General features: G+C 66.1%; 15 protein-coding genes, 1 tRNA gene and 2 pseudogenes. 3 read left to right on the forward strand and 15 right to left on the reverse strand.

Annotated features, from left to right (window positions below; all coding sequences use genetic code 11):
* Entirely contained in the window at positions 1-1,554 is a 1,554-nt protein-coding gene (locus AC1C2T_RS05200) for a dynamin family protein (RefSeq protein WP_495384493.1), read from the forward strand.
* Here AC1C2T_RS05200 and AC1C2T_RS05205 read toward each other — a convergent pair.
* From AC1C2T_RS05205 to AC1C2T_RS05220, 4 genes are all read right to left on the reverse strand, one after another.
* Positions 1,441-2,007 carry a hypothetical protein gene (locus AC1C2T_RS05205; RefSeq protein ID WP_495384494.1) on the reverse strand — a complete coding sequence of 189 codons (567 nt, stop codon included), beginning with the start codon at positions 2,005-2,007 and terminating at the stop codon, positions 1,441-1,443. The genes AC1C2T_RS05200 and AC1C2T_RS05205 overlap by 114 nt on opposite strands.
* Before the next feature lie 61 nt (positions 2,008-2,068).
* Positions 2,069-2,875, reverse strand: a complete 807-nt coding sequence (locus AC1C2T_RS05210; protein WP_495384495.1) for an IniB N-terminal domain-containing protein — start codon at positions 2,873-2,875, stop codon at positions 2,069-2,071.
* A 120-nt stretch (positions 2,876-2,995) separates the two neighbouring features.
* Positions 2,996-5,602 (reverse strand): LuxR C-terminal-related transcriptional regulator, encoded by a 2,607-nt coding sequence (locus AC1C2T_RS05215; protein ID WP_495384496.1) that lies wholly within the window; start codon positions 5,600-5,602, stop codon positions 2,996-2,998.
* 26 nt (positions 5,603-5,628) lie between these two features.
* Positions 5,629-7,503, reverse strand: a complete 1,875-nt coding sequence (locus AC1C2T_RS05220; protein WP_495384497.1) for an Hsp70 family protein — start codon at positions 7,501-7,503, stop codon at positions 5,629-5,631.
* Between the two features lie 260 nt (positions 7,504-7,763).
* On the opposite strand from AC1C2T_RS05220, the gene AC1C2T_RS05225 reads away from it, so the two are divergent.
* A tRNA-Ser gene (locus AC1C2T_RS05225) sits at positions 7,764-7,852 on the forward strand.
* 69 nt (positions 7,853-7,921) lie between these two features.
* Here the strand turns inward: AC1C2T_RS05225 and AC1C2T_RS05230 are convergent.
* The 10 genes and pseudogenes from AC1C2T_RS05230 to AC1C2T_RS05275 form a co-directional block, all read right to left on the reverse strand.
* The gene (locus AC1C2T_RS05230; protein WP_495384498.1) at positions 7,922-8,371 is read right to left on the reverse strand and encodes a site-specific integrase; all 450 of its coding nucleotides are present in this window, start codon (positions 8,369-8,371) and stop codon (positions 7,922-7,924) included.
* Positions 8,368-8,973, reverse strand: coding sequence for a hypothetical protein (locus AC1C2T_RS05235; RefSeq protein WP_495384499.1), 606 nt, complete (start codon positions 8,971-8,973; stop codon positions 8,368-8,370). Before AC1C2T_RS05235 ends, AC1C2T_RS05230 begins: the two co-directional genes overlap by 4 nt.
* 6 nt (positions 8,974-8,979) lie before the next feature.
* A pseudogene (locus tag AC1C2T_RS05240) lies at positions 8,980-9,305 on the reverse strand (single stranded DNA-binding domain-containing protein).
* Between the two features lie 78 nt (positions 9,306-9,383).
* Positions 9,384-9,773, reverse strand: a pseudogene (locus AC1C2T_RS05245) (TraM recognition domain-containing protein); the annotation flags it as partial.
* 159 nt (positions 9,774-9,932) lie between these two features.
* Positions 9,933-10,514 (reverse strand): PadR family transcriptional regulator, encoded by a 582-nt coding sequence (locus AC1C2T_RS05250; protein WP_495384500.1) that lies wholly within the window; start codon positions 10,512-10,514, stop codon positions 9,933-9,935.
* A 117-nt stretch (positions 10,515-10,631) separates the two neighbouring features.
* The gene (ligM, locus tag AC1C2T_RS05255; RefSeq protein WP_495384501.1) at positions 10,632-12,044 is read right to left on the reverse strand and encodes a vanillate/3-O-methylgallate O-demethylase; all 1,413 of its coding nucleotides are present in this window, start codon (positions 12,042-12,044) and stop codon (positions 10,632-10,634) included.
* 58 nt (positions 12,045-12,102) lie between these two features.
* Positions 12,103-12,975 (reverse strand): formyltetrahydrofolate deformylase, encoded by an 873-nt coding sequence (gene purU / locus AC1C2T_RS05260; protein ID WP_495384502.1) that lies wholly within the window; start codon positions 12,973-12,975, stop codon positions 12,103-12,105.
* Positions 12,976-13,009: 34 nt separating this feature from the next.
* Positions 13,010-13,858, reverse strand: coding sequence for a methylenetetrahydrofolate reductase (locus AC1C2T_RS05265; RefSeq protein ID WP_495385392.1), 849 nt, complete (start codon positions 13,856-13,858; stop codon positions 13,010-13,012).
* A 202-nt stretch (positions 13,859-14,060) separates the two neighbouring features.
* Complete coding sequence (locus AC1C2T_RS05270) at positions 14,061-15,545, reverse strand: aldehyde dehydrogenase family protein (protein ID WP_495384503.1); 1,485 nt, start codon at positions 15,543-15,545, stop codon at positions 14,061-14,063.
* Positions 15,546-15,696: 151 nt separating this feature from the next.
* A complete protein-coding gene (locus tag AC1C2T_RS05275) occupies positions 15,697-16,080 on the reverse strand; it encodes a VOC family protein (protein ID WP_495384504.1) in 384 nt (127 codons plus the stop codon).
* Between the two features lie 611 nt (positions 16,081-16,691).
* Between AC1C2T_RS05275 and ligM (AC1C2T_RS05280) the strand changes: the two genes are divergently transcribed.
* Positions 16,692-18,098, forward strand: coding sequence for a vanillate/3-O-methylgallate O-demethylase (gene ligM / locus AC1C2T_RS05280; protein WP_495385393.1), 1,407 nt, complete (start codon positions 16,692-16,694; stop codon positions 18,096-18,098).
* Positions 18,099-18,183: 85 nt separating this feature from the next.
* Here the strand turns inward: ligM (AC1C2T_RS05280) and AC1C2T_RS05285 are convergent, their stop codons facing one another.
* Entirely contained in the window at positions 18,184-19,302 is a 1,119-nt protein-coding gene (locus AC1C2T_RS05285; protein WP_495384505.1) for a 5-methyltetrahydropteroyltriglutamate--homocysteine S-methyltransferase, read from the reverse strand.
* Positions 19,303-19,470: the final 168 nt, after the last annotated feature.

Genomic DNA, 19,470 nt, shown 5'->3' on the forward strand with positions numbered 1-19,470 from the left:
GTGAGGGACGACGCAGCGGGCTTGCTGCGCACCGCCCGCGCCGTCTACAACGATGATCCTGCGGCGCAGAATACGCTCGCCGAACTCGACCGGCGCTTGCGCGAGCCCCTGCGGTTGGCCATCGCAGGCATGGTGAAGGCGGGCAAGTCGACGTTGCTGAATGCCCTGCTCGGCGAGCAGATCGCACCGACCGACGCCGGTGAGTGCACCCGGGTCGTCACTTGGTACCGCTATTCGGCAACTCCGACCGTCACGCTTCACCCGAAGGAGGGCGAACCCCGGCGGCTGCCGGTGCGACGAGATCACGGGCGCCTGGTGCTCGACCTCGGTGGCGCTCCCGTCGAGGAGGTGGGATGGATCGACGTCGGCTGGCCGTTGATCAGTCTGAAGTCCATGATCCTCATCGACACGCCCGGCATCGCCTCGTTGTCGGTAGAGATCTCTGCGCGAGCGACCGTGTTCCTCACCCCGGAGGAGGCGCCCTCGTCAGCGGATGCCGTCGTCTATCTCATGCGGCACCTGCACGCATCGGACATCAAGTTCCTCGAGGCCTTCCGCGACACCGCGGCCGGGGCGGCGCAGAGCATCTGTGCGGTCGGGGTGCTCTCGCGCTCGGACGAGATCGGTTCCGGCCGCATCGATTCCCTGCTGTCGGCCGGCAAGGTCGCACGACGCTACGAGCTCGATGGCGAGCTGGCCTCGCTGGTTCTGGGGGTCATCCCCGTGGCGGGGCTCGTCGCAGAAGGTGCGCGCACGCTCCGCGAGCACGAGTACACGGCCTTCCAGGAACTTGCGGGGCTCGAACGGATCGACCGTGAGCGCCTCCTCGTGTCGGCCGACCGGTTCACCGGTGCTTCCGACGTCACCGAGCTGAGCGTGGCCGAGCGCCGGAACCTGCTCGACCGATTCGGACTGTTCGGGGTGCGGTTGGCCACCGCACTCATTCGTGGCGGCACCGAAAGCTCGTCCGATCTGTCGGCGCAACTCGTGCAGCAGAGCGGACTGATCGAGCTGCAACGGTTCGTGCGAGATCAGTTCCGCAGCCGCGCGTCGACTCTCAAGGCGCGCGGAGTGCTGCTCGGGCTCGATAAGCTCATCCGCGAGAATCCGCGCGAGGGAACCGAAGAGATCCGCGGCGGTATCGAGCGCATCACGGCCGGCGCGCATGCGCTGCGGGAACTCTCGTTGCTGGCCAGCGCGAGGTCGGAAGGGCTTCCGCTGATCGCTCAGGATGCCGCGGACGCCCAGACGATCATCGGTGCCAAGGGCACCCCGACCCACGTGCGTCTCGGCGTGGCTGAGGACACCGACAGCGACTCACTCCGCGACCGCGTCGGAACCGTCCTCGTGCACTGGCGCCGACTGGCCGAGTCTCCGCTCACGGACCGAGCGACGGTGAGTGTATGCCGGGTGGTGATCCGCAGTCTGGAAGAGATCGCGTCAGAGCTGCGGCCCGCGGCGGATATCGTGCTGCCGGGCAGACCAGGCGATGGCGCCCGGGAGCACACTCCAGAGCAGCGCGAGCACCACGAGCCCGCATTGGGCGGCAAGTAGGAGCCGCACTGGTTCACCGCGTTCGCCGATCGCCACCAGCTCCGTCGACAGCAGCAGCAGGAGAACCTGCACCACCAACGTCGAGAGCTGCCACCAGCGCACCTTGGGACGCCGGCTCATGAACGACACGAGAAGCGTGATCTGCGTCAGCAGTGCTGCCACCATCACCCCGAACACGACCCAGAACACGACGTCGGCGGCGGTCTGGTATGTCTGCTCCGCGCGCCCGTCGCTGACGCCGCGAACGACGTCCGCGATCAGGGGAAGCTGGGTCTGACGGATGACGAAGAAGTAGACCACCGTGAACCCGCCGACGGCGAAACTGAGCATCCAGAGAACCTGGCTCGCGCGCACAGACAAGGGCGGGGTCAGCTTCACGAGCACCGGGGCCGCGTTGGGATTCGCGACGGGAGGGCGTTCCGGCGCGTCTCGCTTGTGACCTGCAGTCGGCATGGCCGCATTCATCGCCGGTGTTCCGGCGGGTGGATTCGTCTGCTCGGTCACGGAGCCCAGGTCACGGCTCCTCGGCCAGATCTTCTGGATACGGATCGGGGTCGGGCGCGGTGAGTGGCTCGTTCGCGTCGTACGAATCCGCCGCCGTGAGGTCCGCCAGCAGTGCATCGGGCTGCGCTTCCGGTTCGACCGCCGCGGGTTGCTCGGGGGCCGCGGCCGTGGCATCCGTCGCCGATGCAGCGGTCGCCGTGTCGACGACAGGGGCGTCGTCGGTTCCAGTGCCGACCGTGTCGGCCGGGGTGTCGCTCGGCGCACCCGTCGAGGTCGTGTTGTGCGAGCCGGTGGTGTTGCCCACCGCGATGTCGCCCGCCGTGACCGTGGAGTCGGAGTTGTCGATGGCGGCATCGTCGCCCGCGGCGACAGCGTCGTCGCCAGAGGCGACGACGGCATCCTGATCGAAGATCTGCGTCACGTCGCCCTGGGCCCAGATGTTCTGATTCGTCGACTGATCCACGATCGTCGTTCGGTTGTCGATCGTGGTGAACTGATTGATGATGCGGGAGATCTCGTCGACCACCTCGTTGGTGTCGCTGAACGGCTGCGGCGACCCCGGGTCATCCGTCGAGCGGGACGGGCCATCCGTCGAGCGGGACTGCGGTGACGCCTGCGCTCTCGAAGTCACAGACGGGTCATCGATGATCACCGGTGCGACCGCCTTCACGTCTGCCCCGCACGCGCCCTGGAGGCCGTGAGCGGCCAGAGCCTCCCGCGGCGCCGAGTTGAACTCGTCGACCGCGGCCGGGTCGCGAAGCAGACTCAGGATGAACGCGATCAACGCGTCGGCGATGGTCGTCACGGGTGTGTTCATGTATCGACTCCTCAGCGGTCCAACGGCAACATGCACGCATGTTCGAAGCTGGTCTGTCCTAACGTATGCCGCTCATGCCGGGCATGGCATCGGGGGTATCCCCGAAATCGCACGGGGGCACTAGGGGGGTGCATCGGTCTGCCCGTGCCCCGCTGCCGCGACATCCTCGGCGGCCCCCGCTCCCTCGATCAGTACTCGCAGCTTGGCGATCACTTCGGAACGCGACGACGCACGGAGCCGGCGACGGATGTGAGCGATATGGTGCTCCGCGGTGCGAGGCGAGATGAAGATGGTCTCGCCGATCTCGGCGTAGGTCTTGCCCTGAAGAACGAGCCTGGCGACCTCGAGTTCGCGATCGCTCAGCATCTCCGTCGCAGGCGCAGACGGCATGGGCGCGGGAGAAGACTCGGTTCCGGATGCCGCGGGGCGGCGTGCGGCATCGTTGGGATGCAGGTCGCGCGCGCACGACAGCAGGCGGGCGGCGACTTTGCGGTCGGTGGTGCGTGCGGCGCCGTGCCCGGCCAGGCGAGCCGCGTCCCAGGCGAGCCCGACCGCTGCGAGGCCGCGCGCGGAGCTCTCGACGGCGTCGGCGTGCACCGTACCGGCGAGCACTGAGGTCCACACTCTGCCGGCCTTCGCCATGACTGCGGCGACCCGGTTGGTCGGTGCGGCCGATACGAGCGCGTGCGCGTGCGGGGCGAGATCCTCGGGCCGGTTCAGCAGGATGCCCTGCTGAATACCCGCCCAGCGCAGGTGCGCCGACCACAGCGCGGGAGCGCCGAGCCCGTCGACGATCTCGAGGCCACGGGCGAGGTGAGGCTCGAGGTGCTCGGAGTCTCCCACCTTCGCTGCCGAGCAGACGAGTTCGGCGAAGGGATGCAGCAGGTACAGATCGATCTCGGTGCGCAGGATGTTCGGTCGAGCCTGACGCCACGCTGCCTCGAGGCCCGCGGCATCCTCGTACCGGCGTGCGATGGCAACTTGCACCGCACGGGCGAGCAGCGCGTCGCGTGGCGAGGTGGTCGGTGTGCACTCCAGCGCACGGGCGAGCGCCTCGCGTGCCTCGCCGGGCCAGGCTCGCTGCACCGCGACCCATGCGCGCCACAGCAGCAGGCGCGTGCGCGCCCACTGCCCGCCGTGCCCGCCTGCGATCGCGTCTTCGATCACGGAGTGCGCGGTGGCGAGGTCCCCGAGGTTGATCGCGACCGCCGTCGCGATGACGGCCGGCAGCTCGGGGATGGCTGCGGACGCGCGTGACGATGTGTACATCTCCGAGGCGCGCACGAGATCGACGAGCATGGTCGGGGCGCCCCCGGGGGCGACCGATGCGGCGAGCCCGCGACGGAGCAACTGCATCGAGACGCCCAGTGCCGACGGCGCACCGCTGCGTCTCGTGGTGATCTCGTGGGTGATCTCGGTGCCATCGTCGAGCGCGCCGACGCCGTACGCGGCGATCATCGCCCGTACGGTCGAGTCGGGGCTGTCGGGGAGGGTCGCGCGGTACACGGCGGAACTCTGTTCCATCATGCCGCGGCCGGCCCAGGTCGCGGCCGCGACGTCGGCCATCCGATCGCCGTCCGTGCCGTGCGCGCCGGACGGCGCCGCATCGATCAGGGCGCTGGCGGCATCGAGATCGGCCACAGCCCAAGCCGCCTGTGCCCGGCGCGCAGCGATGCTCGCCGGGTCGACGCCCGAGTTGAGCGCGGCGCAATAGAGCTCAGCCGCCCGGCGCGGGTGATCCTCGAGCATTCCGTCGCCGTACTGCACCAGCGCGGCGCCGACCTGCGGATCGCCGACGAGACCGACCCATTCATCGTCGCCGGGGTCTCCCGACTCGGCGGAGCGCGCGATGACCTCCGCCAGGCTGCTGCTCATGTCGACGAGGCGTCGTGCGGGGATCGTCGCCCTGACGGTGGCACGCACCACCGGCACCGGCTGACCGTTGCGCATCAACAGGCCCTCGGCATACCCCTTCATGATGTTCTCGTCGTTGTGTTCGGGTGTCCCGAGAATCGGTCGCCCGTGCCCGCCCACGATCGAGAGCTGCTCGATCGTGCGGCGGAGATCGGAGTCGAGGGTGTCGAGCCGGTGCGCGATCCGCTCCTCGAGCATGCGGGCGAGCTCGCCGTGGGTCTCGTCATCGAGGCAGTCGCGCTCGTCGTGCGCCGCCAGCGCCTCCGACACCAGCCACGACACGCCGCCGGTGGTCGCGAGAATGTGGTCGAGGCAGAGGCTCGGGATCAGCTGGTCGCGGCTCTCCAGATAGGCGAGCACGTCCGATCGCGAGACATGACCGAGCACGATCGCCGGTCGTGTCCGCTCGAGGCGCCGCGCGATCGTGGTCAGGGTGTCCGACGGCGGCCACGGGCGGCTGGCCACCACGAGCGCGGCATCGGGGTCATCCGACCGGATTCGCACGCGTTCCAGCTGCTCGGCGTTCATCAGATGCAGGTCATCGACCAGGAGCACATGCGAACGTGGGACGTGCGCGACATCCAGCTCGCCGGCGGCCACCAGGCTTGCATCGCGATGCTCCGCGGCGAGCATCCCGTGCAGGTGACGCAGCACGGTCGACTTGCCTGAGCCGGCGTTTCCGACGACCATCGCCCGGGCGGATCCGGCCCAAGGCGCGACGATCGCATCCACCGCGGGTCGCAACTGGCGCTCCCAGACGAACGGCGGGCCGGTCTGCGGAAGCACGGTGCTCGACACATGCAGGACTGTCATGGCGTGGGCTGCTCGTCAATGCCTGATCAGACGGATTCGGCCGTCGTGGGTGGGGGCTGGGCGGGGTCGGTGGCGGATGAGTCTGGTGCGGGGTCTGTCGGCGGAGTGTCTGGGGTGGTTGGGTCTGGTGCCGGAGGGTCTGGTGCGGGGGCGGGGGTAGTGTCTGTCGGGGGCGGGTCTGGGGTGGTGTCGGTCGTGGGTTCTGTGGTGGGCAAGTCATCGGTAGGCGGCCCAGTGACGACCGGCTGATCGACCGCCCGCACCGAAGGGGGCGAGAGCGCCGGCGGCGTGGTGTGCGGCACCGCCGGACGTCGAACCGGAGACGGCTCGTTGATCGGGCTGAGTCGTGTACTCGGTTGCCGGGCGTCGCCGGTGTCATCGGGCCGTTCGAACACCCCCGAATCGACGAACGGAGCAAGCGGGGGCAGCGCTCTCGCGAACGGGGCGATCGCCTTCGACGCCGGGTCGGTCAACGGCAACGGTATCGCTTCGGGCGAGTCCGACGTGCCGCCCGCATCGCCGGAAGCGGCATTGTCGTAGGCCGTCATCCGCGAACCCGCTGCCATCGCGCCGCCGAAGACGATCGCTCCCGAGATCACTGCGACGGCACCCGCCAGCAGCCACGGCGATCCGTGCCTCGCGGTACGGTTCGACGTGGGGCGCACGAGACTGAACGCACTGGCGACGCGCGCGAGCACGAGTCCGCTGCCCGTGGCCACGTCGACCTCGATCTCGGCGTCTGCGTCGGTGTCTTCCGCGGTGGGATCGAGTGTCGTCGGCACGGTCGACGCGGCGACAGCTTCGCGTTGGTTCAACCGGGCGAACGCGGTGCGCGCCGCGCCCAGAGCGATGGAGGCCTTGGGATCCGCATCGACCGCCAGCGGCCGGTCGAATCGTTCGGAGAGGCGCTGGGCGACGAGTGGGATCCGTGACGATCCCCCGATGAGGAGGATCGCCTCGAGCTGATCGGCGGTGAGGTCGGCGGAGTCGATCGCGTTCTCCAGCACGCCGAGTGTCGTGTCGAGCGCCCCGTCGATCATGTGCTCGAACTCGGACCGTGTCAGGCGCACGCTCGATCGGCTCGGCGGTATGAGCACCGGGATCGTGGCATCCGAATCGAAGGAGAGCGCTTCTTTCGCATCGATGGACTCCCGGCGCAATTGGGAGAGCGCGATGCGGGTGTCGGGATCATCGATGGAGAGGGCAGAGACATCCAAGCCGGATGCCGCGATGACGTGCCGGAAGACACAGTCGTCGAAGTTCGCTCCGCCCAGATCGTCCAAGCCCGCAGGATCGCCGGCCAGCGTGAATTCCGAGTCGGCGCCTCTGTGCAGCACCACGGAGTCGAAGGTGCCGCCGCCCAGGTCGTACACCGCGATGGACTGTCCGGGTTCGAGCGGCCGCGTGGCCTCGTAGTGGCGTGCAGCGGCTTCCGGCTCGGTGATCAGGGACAAGTCGTCGATGCCGAGACGGCCGAGTGCTGCTCGGATCAGGCCGAGCCGGTGCGCCCCCCATGCCGTGGGATGCGTGAGCGAAATCGCATCGGGGCGCGAGCCCATGCGTTCCGTGACGGCGTCGACGATCGACGCGAAAGTCTTCGCATACAGCATTTCGGGTGAGAAGGACTGCTCGCCGACCACGAGGGGCACGTCGTCGCCGATGCTGCGCTTGAACTCGCGCACGAGTCGCTCGGGCTGCGCGACACCTCTGCGCTCGGCGGCATCGCCGAACAGCAGGTCGCCATCGTCTGAGACGAAGACGAGGGCTGCGACGCAGTCGCCCTTTCGCCCCAGTGCGAAGGGCGTGGCGCTGATGCTTCCATCTCGCTCGACTCGGGCAGTTGCCGCTGCGACGCGACTCGTGCCGATGTCGACCGCGAGGACGTACGGGTTGTCCTCCATGTTTCACAAACCACGATTCCGAGTTTGGCATGAGGTTCCGAGTTCGGCTTGAACAGCGTCACTATAGGCCGATGCCGGTGAGACCGCGAGAGGACGCCGGGCTTCTGGTACACCCCAGTTCGGAGGACACGCCGGCGATCGAGAGTCGGGCATGCGGGACGGATGCGAGGCGCAACGTTGTCGAGGAACGGTGCTGGAATCGTCGTTCGTACGGTGGCCGGGTTATGATGACAGTCGCGTGTGCGCACCAGCATCCGCAAGGAGACGTCGCATAGTCCGGCCGAGTGCACCACCCTGCTAAGGTGGAGACCCCTTATGGGGTCCGAGGGTTCAAATCCCTCCGTCTCCGCTCCATAAACCCCTGGTCAGAAGCTATATTCCAAACGTGCTTCGATTGGGTTGTGACCGGTTCGGCGTCTCACTCAGTGTCTGAGTGCATGGCGGCGGAAACCGAGTGGGACTTGCGGACGACGCCGACTGATAGTTGTGAGCCGGCGTGGTTCGTGAACAAGTAGTCTGCGGGACGCTTTCCTGCGGCGTGTGCGCGCAAGATGTCGAGCGCACGCGGTGAAAGTGGGATCGATTGGGTACCGCGCCACGACTTAGGGCTTTTCTCGACGTAGCGGTCAGAGTGGGAGCGCTGCACATCAAGCTGGGGGAGGCTGTTCTCGCTGAGCCAGCGGACACGGATTGCACGTGCTTCACCCCACCGCACACCGGTGAGTGCCATGAACTCGAATACGTCGGCGATGTCGGAGCGTCGGTCGCGCAGTGCAGCAAGCGTCGCGGAGACTTGCTTGGATGTCGGGGTCTCGCTGAGGCTAAGCGAGCGCTGCGCTACAGTGCCGAGTTCAGGGATCTTCTTCATCGTGCGGACAGGGTGCGCTTGTGTTCGGTTACGTGGACAGGGTCAACTGGGGAACGCCCTGTCAGTGCCAAAGTGCGCAGGGTCGTGCGGTGGATGCCGAGCAGCGCTGCCGTCTCATCCTCAGAGAAGAAGAGTCGAGACGGCTCGGTGGGAGGTTCTGTCTCCACCGTTGCCTCCGCTGCCGGTTCTCCCGGCCAGGGTGTTTGCCGCGTGGGGCGGTCTCGGTCGAGTCGTGTGCCGCTGGTTGCGACCCAGTCACGCAGGCGTCCTCGCGCATCGGCGAAGTCGCGGTGCCATCCGAGGGGTGCGGACCCGACCTGGTCACGGTCGAATGCGCACAACCAGTGCAGGTGCAGGGCGGAGAGTTCCCAGAGGAGCTCGGGGTGGCGGTGCCAGTTCGGCGGAATGGCGCTGGCGGGGAGACCGTAGGTGCGGCGGAGCCAGTTGACCCACCGGTTCAGCTCAAGAAGTTCGGTCTCCAGATCCTGTGCGGAGAGCAGGTTCCAGTCGATGGGGTGTGGCGGCTCAGCGACGTCTGCGAAGTCCTCGAAAGGATCGTCGGACGGCGCTGAGCCGCGGGGAAGGTCGTCATTCTCGGGCATGAGCGATCAGATACTGACTGCTGCACCAGCCGGGGCAACGCTGCGCTCCGGTGTTTCGAAGGCGGTAGCGTCGCGCTCTGGGCTGGGACGCGGGGAACGGTCAACTTCGTACCGGGTCCGAGCGAGATCATGACCGATGCGTGTCGGGACGACTCCTCACCTTCGTGGCGCTGTCCCTCACGTTCATACGAGTATTCACGGACGCGGCCATCGGCAATGAAGTTATCGCCCTTGGCCTTCACATACATGCGGGCATCACCTCGTTCGGTGTGGCCGAGCTGAGGCTCGGATGCGATGAATCCCGAGATCGACTGCTGCGTCTGGATCGTCATGATCTAACTCCTGCTTCTGTGTGCGTAGCTGCCCGTGCGGCGACTGTTGTGACAGACAGGTGCACGCTCCCGCGCACGTCACTCGAAGCTGTCTGGCGGACGGCGCAGATGTCCTTCGATCTCATCTCGATCCGCCCGGAGCTGCGCGACGTTTGGGCGGGCCGTCCACGGCTGAAGGTCGGTGATGATGGGCGGGGCGGAACGCAGCAGAGTGATGCTGGTCCCAAATGGGAGCATTCGGACGCGGTCAGGGGGGAGGATCGCGATGCGACGAACCGAGCGTTGGTTAGAGCGCGTGCCTTGATCCCCGAGCGTCACAGAGTCGGTGTATTCGTCACGTTCGCCGATGAGGGTGGAGATGTCTTGGAGGTCGCGGCTGTTGGATGCGCCGCCGAGGATGATTTTGACGATGCTGGCATCCCAGATCGCGCCAGCTTGGTTCTCATTCCACTTGTCGCGGGCCTGCGATGAGTCGGAGTGCTGGTACTGACGATTTCGTCATCAAAAGAACTCCCTTGTTCTCTTGCAATGACAGTCGACCGCGCCGCAGCGGGAAAGAGGCTTCTTGTTATGCGCTCATCGATGATGGTGATAGCGGGGCGGTGCCGCTATCAGGCGTCGCCGGGATCAGGCGTCGAGCTGATCGACGAGCTCTAGGCCCCGCCGCGCCCACGCGATCTCGCCATTCGCCCGGTAGACGAGTCCTTCGTATGCGAACCGCTTGAAGGCGACCGTGCGATCCTGGTCCTGCTCGGGCGTGACGGCGAGCCGGCGGATGAGCATGGGATTGTCGCGAGCGTCGATGCGGCGTAGCTCGCCCTCCCACTGCTCCAGCTCAGACTGCCACTCCGCGATGTGCCGGTGTAAGAACACTCGGGCAGCGTCCGGCGTGGTGTTCTCCAAATAGGCGGCGCGCAGGTGGGCGGGATCGCGAACCCGCTGATAGTCCAGTGGCGACCGCATCCATTCGGTGTACGCCTGCTCGCCGGCATCCGTCACGTGGTAAACGCGACGTGTGCCCCGCTGGCCCCGCGTCTGCTCCTCGCCCTGGATGAGACCTTCGGTCGCCATCTTGCGGAGCTCGGGATAGATCTGCGAGTCCGGCGCATGCCACACGTGACCGACAGAGAGCGAGAACTGCTTCTGGAGGTCGTAGCCGGAAAGCGGTCCCACGCGCAGCAGCGCGAGCAGGGCGTAGCGCAGGCTCACGGTGCCTCCTTCGTGTCGCAGATACCGAGAATCGGACGAGGGGTCTGCCCATCAAAGACTCATCGAATCTGATCGGGCGGACCCCTCGAGTTTACGCGGCGGCCCAGGCTTTCCGACCTAGGCGGGCTGGTAGTTCGTGCGCCAGCCGCCGTGGTACGTGGCACGGGCGACGGTCGAGTACGGCACCGGGCTGACCACGGCCCGCACCTCCGTCTGCTCGTGCGTCTCGACGCTCGCCTTCGTCGTTCCGCCGCCGGGCTCGCCCCAGACGACCTTCAGTTCGGTGCCTTCGGGCACGTTTGGGTCGACCGTCGCCAGCGACAGTCCACGGCGCTCGTTTGCACTGTATCCCGTGAACATCGAGTATCCGACGACGGTTCCGTCTTCGTCCACGACCGAGTCGTAGTTAGCGGAGCCGTAGTTCGCCAGCGGCAGGTCGAAGAACTTGTAGTTCGGACCGTCCACGTTGAGCAGCGATGTCCACACCTTCCCGAGATCGTCCGCGTTCCAGGCCAGCGTGACCTTCTTACGCTGCGAGGCCGGATGAACCTTCTCGAGGGCATCGCGACCGATGAAGTCGTGGTCGAACTTCACGAAGTTCCCGTACCCCAGCTCCCACGGTGTCAGGTAGTAGTCCTCGATGTCGGACGACACGAAGGAGCCTGCGAGCGTGCCGGTCGCCTCATATCCGTCCGCCGGCAGCCATTCGCGGTAGCCGCGTTCTTCGGCGCCCGTGTAGATCGCGGGCAGCGGCGAGGGGATCCAGCCGGACTCCAGCGTGTTGGACGGATACGCGCGCGAGCCGACCGGTACCAGCCCGAACTCCGCGCCGGCGGTCACAATCGCGTCCCAGATGCGGTCGTGGTCCTGGTACGGACCCCAGACCTCTAGGCCGGGCGCCCCAGCCATGCCATGGCGGAGCGTGCGGACGGTGGTCCCATCGATCGTCATGGTCGACATGTTGAAGAACTTCAGCCGCTCCAGCGGGCCGCCGTTGAGCTTCTCGATGACCTGCCAGGCATTCGGCCCCTGGATCTGGAAGCGGTAGTACCGGCGGGTGACTGCGTGGCCATATGGCCGCGAGGGCGAACGGCGATCGATCTCGATGTCGAGGTTCGAGTAGCCGCCGGTCTCCCCGTGGTAAAGCAGCCAGTTCGCCGCGGGAGCCCGGCCGACGTAGACATACTCGTCGTCGGCCTCGCGGAACAGGATGCCGTCGCCGATCACGTGACCGGATGCGGTGGTCGGGACGTACTGCTTGGCCTTGTCGACTGGGAAGACGGCGGTCGAATTGATCGCGGTGTCCGAGATCAGGCGGATGGCATCCGACCCCTTGAGGAAGAGGTTGTCCATATGGTGCGACTGGTCGTAGAGCACGGCGGTGTCGCGCCACGCCTTCTGCTCCTTGATCCAATTCTGGAAGTCGGCGGGGACGACCGGATAGATGTACGAGCCGATCTGCGAATTGCGCAGCAGTTCGACGGGGTTACCGGCGGCGTCGATCACTTCCTGCAGATTCTTGGGTGCCACGATGAACCTCTGATTTCTCTTTGGGTTGAGGATGCCTCAGCACGAGGCACCCGTGCGGTTAGAAGACGATTGTCTGATTGCCCCGCCGGATGACGCGGTCCTGAGCGTGCCACTGCACGGCGCGGGACAGCACGGCGCGTTCCACATATGCGCCTCGTGCCTGGAGGTCGGCGGCCGAGTGCGCGTGATCGACGCGTGCGACGTCCTGCTCGATGATCGGGCCCTCGTCGAGGTCCTTCGTCACGTAGTGCGAGGTCGCGCCGATCAATTTCACGCCGCGCTCCTTGGCCTTGCGGTATGGCGCGGCGCCGATGAAGGCAGGGAGGAACGAATGGTGGATGTTAATCACCGGCACGCCCACCTTGTCCAGAAAATCGGACGAGAGGATCTGCATATAGCGTGCGAGAACCACGAAGTCGACGTTGTCTGTGAGCAGCTTCACGAGCTCCGCTTCGGCCGCGGACTTGTCCGGCCCCTGGGAGGGGACGTGGATGAACGGGATGCCGAATGAGCGGACGTCGTCCGCGGCGTTGGTGTGATTGGAGATCACCATCGGGATCGTCACCGGCAGTTCGCCACGGCGATGCCGCCAGAGCAACTCAAGCATGCAGTGGTCGGAGGTGGAAACGAGGATCGCCATCCGCTTCGGCACGGACTGGTCAGTGAGGGTCCATTCCAGGCCGAGCGGGGTGACGGTCTTCGTCAGGTCCGCCTCGATCTCGATGATCGCCGCAGCCAGATCAGACCGGTGGAAGACGACCCGCTGGAAGAAGGCTCCGCCGTCGGCATCATCGGAGTACTGATCGAGTGCAACGATGTTGCCCCGGTGGTGGGTTATCAAGGCGGTCACCGCCGCCACGATCCCGGGACGATCCGGCCCGTGCACGATCAGGCAGGCGTGGTTGCGCAGTGCTTCGGTGTGCAGTGTCATCGCTGTCATCCTCGAGAGCTGGCCGCGATAAGTTTCAGCTTCGTGCGGCGACGAAGTCGCGCGCCCATTCCGCTGTCGCGAGCAGTCCGCCGAACGTGTAGAAGTGCAGCTTGACATCTTCCTCGGTTCGGGTCGCCGTCTCGACGGCGACGTCGGCGCCGGGCCGTGCTGGCGAGTCGGCGAGAATCGCCGATAGGTCGGCGACGAAGGTATCAGGGCCGGCCGTACCCATCAGGTTGGTAAGGGAGAAGCCGTATTTCTTCACGATCATCGCGCTGGCGCCGATCCCGAACCGGCGTGCAAACCCGAGCAGTCGCTTGATCCCGGCGGGGCCGGGTGTGCCGATGCGGATGGTGCTTTCGATGGTCCGTTCTCGGACCGCGTCGATCCAGGCCATCACCGGATCGGTGTCGAACGCGAACTGGGTGAGAATCGTCGAACCCAGGCCCTGCTGGGCGAGGGAGAGCACCTTCTCGTCCAGCGCGTGCAAGAGTACGTCGTCAGCGATGTCCGGATGACCCTCCGGGTAACCGGCGATGGACACCTCCTTGACCCCGTAGTCCAGGAGCAGCCCGGAGCGGATGACGTCGTAGGAGTCCTCGTAAGGACCCTCGGGCGTGGCCGGGTCGCCGCCAACAACGAAGACGTGCTCGGTCGCTCCGACATCCTGCAGGCGGGTGAGGAACTCTTTGAGCTGCGCCTCGGACGCCAGGCGGCGGGCCGAGATATGAGGGACGGGGGTGAAACCGAGGTCGCGAACCGCCTTCGCGGCGGACACCCGCATCTCCAGGTCCTCGTTGCCCAGGAACGTGACGTTGATCTTTGTGCCCGCGGGGATGGCGTCCTTGGCCTCGAGGAGACCGGGTACATCCTTACCCGTCATCTCAAGGGAGTAGCCGTTCACCAGATCGAGGGCCGCCTGTGGATCGGCGATGACATGCGTGGTCTTCGACACTGATCGATGTCCTTTCCGCTGCGCGTGGAAGCGCGCCTCTGTGCTTCCCGACCAGCGTACCTATGCGTATAGGGGATGTCTATAGGGAAAGGGCGCGCGTAGGAGACCCCTGCCTCAGCGGGCGCCGCTGTCAGTGCGTCTGCGCCGCCAGGGCCGCCGCATCGATATGAGCGATGGAGCGGGTGTCCTGGAATGCCCGGATGCCTTCGATGCCCTGTTCGCGTCCGAAACCGGACTGCTTCATGCCGCCGAAAGGCGCGCGCAGGTCCAGCCGGGTCGCGCCGTGGTCGTTGACCCAGACGTAACCGCAGACGAGCTTGCCCCCGACCCGGTTCGCGGTGTCCGCGTCCGCGGTCCACACCGATCCGCACAGGCCGCTCCAAGTGTCATTCGCCGCGGCGATCGCCTCGTCCTCCGAGTCGAAGGGGATGACCGGGATGACGGGCCCGAACTGCTCCTGGGTAACCACGCGCAGTGCCGGGTCGGGATCGACCACGATCGCGGGGCGAACGAAGTTCCCGCTGGCGAGATCCCCGCCGGGCAGCTGGCCGAACTCGCGCACGTCGGCCCTGGCATTCTTGGCCTCTTCGATGATCTCCTCGATGAACGCCTTCTGCACGGGCGAGTGCAGCGGACCCATCGTGGTGCCTTCGTCGAGCCCGTAGCCGATGACCGCCTTCTCGAGGCGCACGGACAGCCCCGTGACGAGTTCTTCGAGGCGCGAGCGGTGCACGTACAGCCGCTTGGCATTCATGCAGATCTGTCCGGTCGTGTCGAACACGGCCGCGTAGATGCGGTCGAGGTGCGTGTCGTCGAGGATCGCGTCCTCGAGGAAAAGTGCGGCGTCGTTCCCGCCCAGCTCGAGGGTCACGCGGGTGAGCGACTTCGACGCCATCTCCATGATGCGCTTGCCACCGTTCACCGACCCGGTGAAACAGACCTTCGCGATGTCGTCGCTGCTGATCAGTGCGGCCATCTCGGCATCCTTGCCAGTGACCACGTTGAGCACGCCTGGCGGCAGCTTCTCGGCAAGGCGCTGGACGACACGGGTCGTGGCCAGTGGCGCGGTGGGCGGCGGCTTGACGATCGCGGTGTTGCCAGCCAGCAGTGCGTGCGGAAGCGCGGCACCGAGGATCGCGATCGGCCAGTTGAACGGCACGATCACGGTGACAACGCCCAGCGACTGGTACGAGACGGTCGTTTCGACCGGGATGCCGGGCGCGACCGGAAGCGTCTTTCCGGTGTCGACCTCGCCTGCCAGCATCAGCGCGAGGTTCCAGCGGATCTCGAACACCAGTGCGTCGATCCACGCCTCGAAGCGGATCTTGCCGTTCTCCTGCGACAGGATCGCGGCATCCTCGTCACGATCGTCGGCGATGCCCGCTATGGCATCGGCCATGACCGCCGCCCGCTCGGTCGCGCTCAGCGCGGACCACGCCGGGAAGGCGGCCTTCGCTGCTGCGATCGCATCGTCGACATCCTGCGGAGTCGCCGCGGCGGCACGGCCGACGATCGCTTCGGGCTTGCCGGGGTCGGCAATCTCGAGGGTGGCGTCGGTATGACGCTCCGCGCCTCCGATGTACAGGCCCGTCCGGACCTCGGACCTCGTGGTCATCGCGTCACTCATTCGTCACACCTCTCTGTGCGATGCTGCCTGGGTTCGGTGAAGCGAGAAGTCGAGCCGAGCGGCAACGGGCGCCGCACTCCGTATGGTCAGTAAACAAGTGTGCTGACATTTTTGTCAACGGGTCCCGCAAGTCGAATGGTCAGTGCTCGTCCTTGACGACCGGCGTGCCGTGGGTGTGGAAGGTCTCGATCGTCTTCATGCCCCACGCTTGGCCCTTCTTGCTCTCTTCGGAGGTCCACTCAACGACGGGGGAGTCTGGGTCGAGCAGAAGCCGGGCGCCGGCGTTGGCGCACTCGATGCGGTTGCCGCCAGGCTCCCACACGTAGAGGAAGAAAGTCTGGTTGATGGCGTGCTTGTGCGGACCGGACTCCATGTGGATGCCGTTCTCGAGGAAGATGTCGGCGGCCTTGAGAATGTCTTCGCGGGTGTCTGGGGCGAACGCGATGTGGTGGAGTCGGTTTGCCGTGCCCCAGCCAGTCGTCCGAGTGGACGACGTCGTACGACTTTGTTGAAGTGGAACCACCAGGCCGCGTATCCGCCGTCATCCAGGGCGATCCGTTCGCTCTCCCGGCCGCCGAGGGCCTGTGCGATGAACTCGCCGTTGGCGACGACATCCTTCGCGAGATAGTTGATGTGATCGAGCCGCCGCGCGTTGACGCCTCTGCCGGGAAAGGCCGATGCCTGGTTCTTCAGCGCCGGCTTGTCGTCGGTCGCGACGTAGCGTTCGATTTCGTAGTAGACGCCCATCGAATGGCCGTCGGGATCGCGAAACAGATAGGTCGGCCCTATGCCTTCATCGCCGTCGACCCACCCCTCGCCGAGTCCGAACCGGTCGATCGCGGCGACGCGGCGATCGAGCGCCTCCTGACTGGATGCGCGGAACGTGGTGAGTCCGACACCGGCGTCGGAGGAGGCGGTGAGCTTGATCGTGTAGCGCTAATACTCGTCCCAGGAGGTGTACTCGGTCATTGTGGTCCTCTCGGATGGGTGGTCAGGGCACAGAGAATCACACCCCTAGCGAATTGGTCAACGTTCTGCATACAATCTTGGCGATCACCGTTCACTTTGAGCATAGGTAAATTGGGTCGTGCATCGCGTTCAGGACCACACGACGAAGAAGTTGAAGGGAATGACATGGCAGGCAGTCTGCAGAACGTCCTTGATCAAGCGGGGAACACCGTCGAGCACTTGCGCAATTCGCAGCTCGGGACGTACATCTATCCGGTCGTGCCGGCGGAGTTTACGAACTGGCGCCGTGAGCAGATCTCGTGGCGCGAGACCGCCGTGCTCTTCGATCAATCGCACCACATGGTCAACTTTTTCGTGCCCGGTCCGGATGCGCTGAAGCTGCTGTCTGACACCGGAATCAACAGCTTCGCGAACTTCCCGGTGAACACCGCCAAGCAGTTCGTCCCGACCGCCTCGAACGGGGGAGTGATCGGCGACGGCATTCTTTTCCATGAGAGCGAGCACGAGTTCGTGTATGTGGGCCGTGCCCCCGCAGCGAATTGGCTGCAGTTCTACGCCGAGACCGGAGGCTACGACGTCGAATTCCGCTACGACGACCGTTCCCCGTCACGCCCGTACGGTGCAGCGGTGAATCGTCAGTACTACCGATTCCAGATCCAGGGCCCCAACGCCTGGCCGATCATCGAGAAGCTCAACGGGGGCACCCTCGAGAAGGTCCGCTTCTTCCACATGGGCGAAATGACCATCGCTGGTGAGCGCGTGCGGTCGCTCCGCCACGGCATGGCCGGTGCTCCGGGGCTGGAGCTCTGGGGGCCGTACGAGCAGCACGGCAAGATCCGCGACGCAATCCTCGAGGCCGGACGCGAGTTCGGCATCGAGCCGTGCGGATCCCGCGCATACTCCTCCAATACGCTCGAGTCCGGATGGATCCCCTCTCCGCTTCCCGCGATCTACTCGAGCGAGGAGGAGCGCGCCTATCGCGAATGGCTCCCGGCCGACAGCTACGAGGCCATCAACGCGCTCGCAGGGTCCTTCGTCTCCGAGAGCATCGAGGACTACTACCTGAACCCGTGGGAGCTCGGCTACGGCTCGTTCGTGAAGTTTGATCACGACTTCATCGGTCGCGACGCGCTCGAGAAGATCGACCCGGATCAGCAGCGCAGAAAGGTCACGCTCGCCTGGAACGATGAGGACCTCGCCAAGCTGCTGACGACGCCGATAGACCGCGACGGCACCGGATACCAGGTCTTCGACCTGCCGAACGCGAACTACGGCTCGTCGAACTACGACGAGGTCATCGACGCGAACGGCGACACGATCGGCCTATCGCTATTCACCGGCGTCACCGCGAACGAGAAGCGCGGCCTGTCGCTGGCCACGGTCGACCCCGACGTGCCCATCGGGGCCGAGGTGCGGGTCGTCTGGGGTGAGCCGAACGGCGGATCCAGGAAGACGACGGTGCAGCCGCACGAGCAGCTCGCCGTCCGCGCCGTTGTCAGCCCGGCGCCTTACGCCGTGACGGCACGCACCGAATACCACGGCGGATGGCGCACAGCGGCCGCCGCCGTCTGAGCGCGGAGAGCTATCGCAAGGACTGAGTGTCGCCACGAGGGCAGGGGTGGAGGCTGGGGCGCCCCCGCCCTCGTGGCCCGACCGCTCAGGCGTCTGGCCACACCTCGGCAGCGATCGCCACGGTCTCCTCGACCTTCGCCCACTGCTCATCCTCGGTGAGGACGTTGCCTTCCTCGGTGGATGCGAAGCCGCATTGTGGGCTCAGCGTGAGCTGCTCGAGTGGCACGATCGCGGCCGCCTCATCGATGCGACGCTTCAGCTCGTCCGGATCTTCGAGCGTGCCGGACTTGGTCGTGACCAGGCCGAGCGCGACCACCTTCTCGCCCTCCGGGAGGAACCGTAGCGGCTCGAATCCGCCGGCACGCTCATTGTCGTACTCGAGGAAGTAGCCGTCGAACGCGGTCTCGCCCAGCAGTTGCTCTGCGACTGGCTCGTAGCCGCCGGAAGAGATCCACGTGGACCGGAAGTTGCCGCGGCAGACGTGGGTGGTGATGACCATGTCGGCAGGCTTGTCGCGCAGCGACGCGTTGATCAGGGCCGCGTAGCGCTCAGCGAGGTGATCGGTTCGGACGCCGCGTTCCGCCGCCTTTGCGAGCTCGATGTCCGAGCAGAGGTATGCCCAGGCGGTGTCGTCGAACTGCAGGTAGCGACAGCCAGCGTCGTAGAAGGCCTGAACCGCGGCGCGATAGGTCGCTGCCAGGTCGTCGATGATGTCGTCGTGCCCGCTATAGGCGGATCCCTCGAGAGCGTCGCGCTCGAGGCGGAAGTCGAGCACTGTGGGTGCGGGGATGGTGAACTTCGGCACGGCGCCGACGGCCTCGGCGATCGGTTTCAGGGCGCGGAAGTGCTCGAGCATCGGGTGGTCTGCAGGGAAGCCGATTGGGCCGTCGATCTGCAGCCCGCGTGGGCGGGTCTGTACGCCCTGGAACTGGATGCCGTGATCGAGTTCGACGACGTTGACGCCGTCCAGCATCTCGAAGAAATCGAAGTGCCACCATGAGCGGCGGAACTCGCCGTCGGTCGCGACCTTCAGGCCGGCAGAGGCTTCGCGGGCAACCAACGCGCGGATCGCGGCGTCCTCGACGGCGCGGAGTCCTTCGGCGTCGAGTTCGCCCGCCCCATGCAGTGCGCGAGCGTTCTTCAGTGATTCAGGACGTAGGAAACTGCCGACGATATCGGCGCGGAAAGGCGGGTTGACAGACATGCGGACACCCTAATTCAACTGCCGGGGGCGGCGCGAGGCGTGTCGAACTGTGACGGTGGCTCGCGCCGGTCGCGAACTGGTGCGCGGGACTCGTTGACATTCTCGTTCTCGATCCCTAACGTCTTACCTATGGCGGTAGGTGAATGTCGCCGTTCTCCTGTGCAGAGT

This window comes from Agromyces sp. Y558 (assembly GCF_059445415.1).